The 5,553-nt window shown below is 68.5% G+C and carries 5 protein-coding genes; all 5 read left to right on the forward strand.

Annotation, left to right across the window (positions count from 1 at the left end):
- Positions 1-22: 22 nt before the first annotated feature.
- Positions 23-1,333: a hypothetical protein gene (locus VIM19_16560; protein ID HEY5186467.1), complete on the forward strand. Its 1,311-nt coding sequence runs from the start codon at positions 23-25 to the stop codon at positions 1,331-1,333.
- Positions 1,334-1,551: 218 nt separating this feature from the next.
- A complete protein-coding gene (locus tag VIM19_16565; protein ID HEY5186468.1) occupies positions 1,552-2,334 on the forward strand; it encodes a hypothetical protein in 783 nt (260 codons plus the stop codon).
- Between the two features lie 5 nt (positions 2,335-2,339).
- Positions 2,340-3,503, forward strand: coding sequence for a glycosyltransferase family 4 protein (locus VIM19_16570; GenBank protein HEY5186469.1), 1,164 nt, complete (start codon positions 2,340-2,342; stop codon positions 3,501-3,503).
- A gap of 214 nt (positions 3,504-3,717) precedes the next feature.
- Positions 3,718-4,917: a phosphotransferase gene (locus tag VIM19_16575; protein HEY5186470.1), complete on the forward strand. Its 1,200-nt coding sequence runs from the start codon at positions 3,718-3,720 to the stop codon at positions 4,915-4,917.
- Between the two features lie 89 nt (positions 4,918-5,006).
- The coding region (locus VIM19_16580) for a hypothetical protein (GenBank protein HEY5186471.1) at positions 5,007-5,553 on the forward strand (547 nt) is incomplete at its 3' end.

Consider the following 5,553-nt stretch of genomic DNA (forward strand, 5'->3'; position numbering starts at 1 on the left):
TTCCCGAACAAGGTGAGACGACATGACTATTGACGAGGCGTTCGATCGGGTGGTGCGCAGCCACTGGCTGCTCATCGCGATCTGCATCCTGCTCCCGGTGGCTGCCGTGCTCGTTCTCGGCAGCAGGCAGCCGGCGACGTACGAGGCAGTCGGGCGCCTACAGTTCGGCAGCACGCTGGCTTCGTCCAACGTGGAGGCGGATGCAGCAAGCACACGGGCGATGGGCATCGTCACCAGCCCGGGCGTCGTCCAGCAAGCGCTGTCAGACGCGCACCTCGCTACCGACCCGGTGAAGTTCGCCCTCGATCACATCGATGTGCGCAGGGTCGGCGTCTCTCCCGTCATCGAGGTCGCAGTCAGCGAGCAGAACCCGCAGACGGCTGCCCTCATCGCCACGTCGCTGACCAACCAGCTGCTGAAGTTCGCCAACTCCGCTGACCGGAAGCCGGAGACCGACCAGATCGCATCCCTCAGTAGCAAGATCGCCACCCTCACCAAACAGCGCGACGCCCTGATCCCCCGGCTGACCAGCGCCAGCCCCGGTCAGCAGCTCACCATCCAGGCACAGGTCAACGGTATCCAGTCGACCTTGGACGACAACCAGCAGCAACGTTCCAGCCTCATCGTCGCCGCGGCGGCGCGACCATCGACCGCCCTGCTCGACCCGGTGCGGACCCCGAGCGTCCCCCTGCCCATGAAGACCAAGCAGCTGGCGGCCCTCGCAGGGCTCCTGGGCATGATCGGTGGGCTCGGACTCGCAGCCAGCCTGGAGATCCTGCGCCCGACGCTGCGCAGCCCGAAGGCCATCTCGAATGCCGTGGGCGCGCCCGTGATCGGACATCTCACCTTGCGTGACCTGGTGTCCCCAGCTCGCGCCGTAGCCATGACCCACATCGCCGACCGGATGGCACTGCTCGGTCTCAGACACGAAAGCTCGTTGGCGATCCTCCTATCGGTACGCCTGGAGGACCAACCTCTCGCCGTGGAGATGGCTGAGGCCTGGGGGCCAAACGGGAACCTGGGGTCGAGCCACCGACTGCAATGCGTTGCCCTGAACGGGCAGTGGGTTGAGCCCGGCGATCACCCCGCGATCGTCATCTTCAGCCCCACCAAGGTCCGCGCCCGACAGCTGCGGCAGGTGCAGGAGCTGATGGATTCGGTCGACTGGCCCGTTCTCGGCGTCGTGGCCTACCAGCGACCCCGACGCTTCAGGCGCCACAGGAAGCCCGCTGAGCACGCGGTCAACGCGGCCAACGCGGCCAACACGGCCAACACGGCCTATCGGGTGGCCGATCCCGTGACCCACTCGCTGGCCCGGGGGGGGACTCCATGAGCCTGACCTGCCGGAGTGGGGGCCTCACCCTCGCTGTCGATGCACCCAGAGGGCTGTGGCGGAAGCGGGTGGCCGAGGCGTTCGCCGGACAGGCGATGGAGGGAATGCCGGAGACTCCAACGGACATCTACGTTCGCGTCGAGCTCGGCGCAGGGCCATTTTCCCTGGACCACATGGACCCCCTGACCCGGGGAGCTTGGGCAGGCGCGGGATGTGTCGTGATGGAGGACGCTTGCGCCAGCGGCCTGGACCTTCGGATCAGCACCGACTCCGACTGCCTGGCGGTCGTGGCCCGGCCGCGCCCAAGGCTCACCCAGCGGGGGCTCAAGCTGCTCGCACCGGCACGGACCCAGCTGCTCTGGCGGGCGGCCTTGCTGCAGTACCCGGTCCTTTGGTGGGCCGGTGTCAAGGGCGGGGTGCCGCTGCACGTGTCGGCACTGAGCGTGAACGGTGAGGCAGTGGTACTCGCCGGTCCGGGCGGGGTAGGCAAGTCCACTCTCATGGCCAAGGCCACCAGAACAGGAGCGCAGGCCGTCAGCGACAACCTTTGTGTCTGCTTCGGATCGACGTTGTACGGCGTGCTCGAGCCGCTGCGCGCTGAGGGCGGGACCGGCCGCCGGATGCCCCACGGACGGCGCGAGTCCGTCTGGACGGCGAGACTCGAACGAATTGAGGCCGGGCGGATCCTGGTGCTATGCCGCGGGTCGGAGTCCGAGGTCGCCATGGTGCCGTTGAGGGGCGCCGACGCAGCCAGGGTCATCGCGGCAGGGACGTATGCCGCGGGCGAGCTTCGCCGCTACTGGGCTTTCGCGTCGACGCTGGCGCTCGGAACGGGTCTTGGCCCGGCGCACGCCCCCGTGGTGGCCTGCGCCGGCGACCTGGTGCGCGGCATACCCTGCACCTTGGTGCAGCTCCCGGCGATTCCCGGCCCCGGCCTGGCCGATCTGATCGCGACTTCTGGCGCTGACGGCCCGGGGAAACAGCTCCCCTGGGGGGCGTGAACATCATGGCTGTCAACGTTGCCACCATCGTCACCCGGTGCATCGCCGGCGCCGGCGGGGTCGCAGTCAGGGGCGCCGTGAGCATCGATCCCCAGCGGTACCACGGGACGCTCGTCACCGGCAGCGGGGGACCTCTCCTGGACGAGGCGCGCGCCCACGGCGTGGACGTCGTGGTCATCCCCGAGCTGGTCTCCCCGATCAGTCCCCGCCAGGACGTCGTTGCCCTGGCGCGGATCATCCGGGTCCTTCGCGAGCGGGACATCGACGTCGTGCACACCCACAGTGCCAAGGCGGGCGTTCTTGGCCGGCTGGCTGCCAGGAGAGTAGGTGCGACGCGGGTGGTTCACACGATGCACGGATTCCCCTTCCACCAGTTCCAGCCTCGGCACACCCGGGCGACATACATCGAGATCGAGCGACGCATGGCCCGGATGACCGACGTCATCCTCGCGATCGGCACCGGCGTCGCCGTGGACATGATCAGGCTTGGCATAGCCCGGCCGGAGCAGATCCGCACCATCGGTCCGGCGGTGGACCCGCCAACCGTGACCACCAGTCCGGCGACGCGCGCACGAGCCAGGTTGAGGCTGGGGATCCCGGACGATGCGCTCGTGGTCGGGACGGTGGGCCGGATGGACTACCAGAAGGCGCCGGAAGATTTGATCGAGGCGGTGTCCCGGCTCACATCGCGGGCGATGCTGGTGTGGGCCGGCGACGGACCACTGATCGAGGCGGCACGGCAACAGGTCACCGCACTCCGGTTACAGGATCGGGTCCTGCTGCTGGGCAACAGGGATGATGTGCCGGCGATCCTGCCAGCGTTCGACGTCTTCGCGATGGCGAGCCGGTACGAGGGGTTGCCATGCGTCATCGTCGAGGCGCAACAGAGCGGCATCCCGGTGGTCGCGACATCCGTCAATGCCGTCCCCGACGTGGTGATACCGGGCGAGACGGGGCTGCTGGTCCCCCCGGGCCGGGTCGACCTGCTGGCCGGTGCGCTGGAGCATGCGCTGGCCAACCCGCACCTGGCCGGTCAGTGGGTGCGCAACGCCCGCACCCACCTCGGCGCTCGCTATGCCCCTGAGACGCTGGGGGTGGTTCTGGACGAGGTCTACTCCTCCAAGGAGCTCCGGGCACGATCTCCGCGATCCTTCTCAGAGGCGTCGTGATCCCCGGGGTGCCCGAGTCAGTGCGCCTGGTCACCGGACCTGGCGATCTGGTCATCGAGCCTCGTGGCCGAGCCGGGAGAGGTGCGATCGACGCTCTTCCGGCTGGTTCTGCCGTCGTCCTCACCGATGACCGCCCTGGAGGCCGTATCCGGTTGCGCCGCAAGGCAGCTCGGCTCGGGCTCCAGATCACCAGAGAGTACATCGTGCTGCCCTCGTGGCGTCGGCCATCCTTCGTCGTCGAGGACGATCCAACAACGCTCGCCTGGCTGTGGACGACCATGGCAACGGTCCCGCCGGGCGTCAGTCGCGGGTCCCTGCTGGCGGAAGCCGCGGTGAGAGCGGGCCGCCGGTCGCGCGTCCTGTCCGTGGTCGGCGGCGTTGCGCTGGGACGTATCGTGATCGCGAACCGGCGATGACTGCCGTCGTGACGGGGCCCGCGCTCGGAACCATGGTCCGGGACATCGTCGGCGACCATCTGTCCGGGCGGCAGACGCGCACGGTGGTCGTTGCCATGTCCAGAGACGCCAATCCCAAAGCCATCGTGATGGTGTTCGTCGACGGTGCGGCGTCGCCCACGTTGGCGTTGAAGATCGGGCTCACCGGGGTTGCCGGTCGCTCGGTGGACGCCGAGGCCAGGGCCTTGCGGGGGCTCGCGGCGGTCGATCCGACCATGGTTCACTACACGGTGCCACGGTGTCTGGAGCTGCGTGAGACCCCACTGGGCACTGCGCTGGTGATGACCGCCCGCGCCGGTGTGCCGATGGCCATCGACTACCACCGGTGGAGGCACAGCAGCCAGCCTCAGCGAGTGCGCCACGACTTCGCTCGAGTCGACCGATGGTTGTCTCAACTCGCCCGCAGGTCAGGGTCGACTGCGGTCCCACCTCGCTGGACGGACGGCATACGTGCGCGTTTCGGGCCCCAGGTCGTTGACGAATGCCTCGCAGCGGCAACACAATCCATGGAGGGAGAGCTTGAGCGCCCTGACCTCTGCGCGGTCGTCCATGGCGACTTCTGGTGCGGCAACATCCTGCAGACCGCCGGCGAGGTGTCGGGTGTCGTGGACTGGGAACACGCCGTCGTGGGCGGGGACCCCGTCAGGGACCGTGCCCGGTTCGCGCTCAGCTACTCCTTGTACCTCGACCGGCACACACGGCCCGGGTCGCCCGTGCGCGGCCACCCGGGCTTGCGTGCGGGCCCCTGGGGCGCCGGCATCCGGTATGCCGTGCGAGGACGGGGCTGGTACCCAGAGCTGGTGGCCGGGTTCGTCGGCGACGCGCTCGAAGCCACCGGTCGCTCCAGGGACCTGTGGCGTGCAGCGATGCTCACGGGATTGGCCGAGATTGCCGTGCGCAGCGACCATGACGACTTCGCCAGACAACATCTCGAGCTGCTGCGGGATCTGGTCGCATGACTGCCATGACCGTCCGTGAGGAAGACGGCCAGAGACCGGCTGAGGCCCCCTTCGTCGAGGGGGCCGATGTCCCGCGACGTGTACGACACGTGGGGTATCTCCTCGTGCTTGCGGTCTGGACCCTGCCTCTCCTGACCCCGGCCGGCCCGGGGAACACCGGAATTGCGGACGTCACCATCGGTGCGGCGATGGTCATGACCATGATCTGGCTCTACCGCACCGGTGCCAGAGTGATCCTTCCCTACTCCCTGGGCATGGGCGTCCTGATGACCGCCGGGTTGATTGCCGCACTCCACCACAGTGCCGCATACTCCGGCGTCGCGATCGTGCAGGACCTGTTCATGCTGTTGTGGGGGGCCGCCGTCGCGAACGCAGTGCGGAACCCATATCTGTTGCGGGTCTTTCTCAGGGCCTGGTGCTGGAGCGGGATCGCCTGGGCATCCGTCCTGGTCTTCGGCCGACTGGCCGGGATCAACGCCCTGGCCGGCGTCACGTCCGCGAACGGCGGCCGCGCCGCACTGACCTTCCACGACCCCAACCTGGCAGCCAACTACCTGCTGTGCGCTCTGATGGTCCTGCTCGCGACACGGGCAATCCAGCGGCGTTGGATCCGGTTCCTTGGCGTGGCCGTCATCC

Source organism: Actinomycetes bacterium (assembly GCA_036510875.1).
Classification (GTDB): Bacteria; Actinomycetota; Actinomycetes; order Prado026; family Prado026; genus DATCDE01.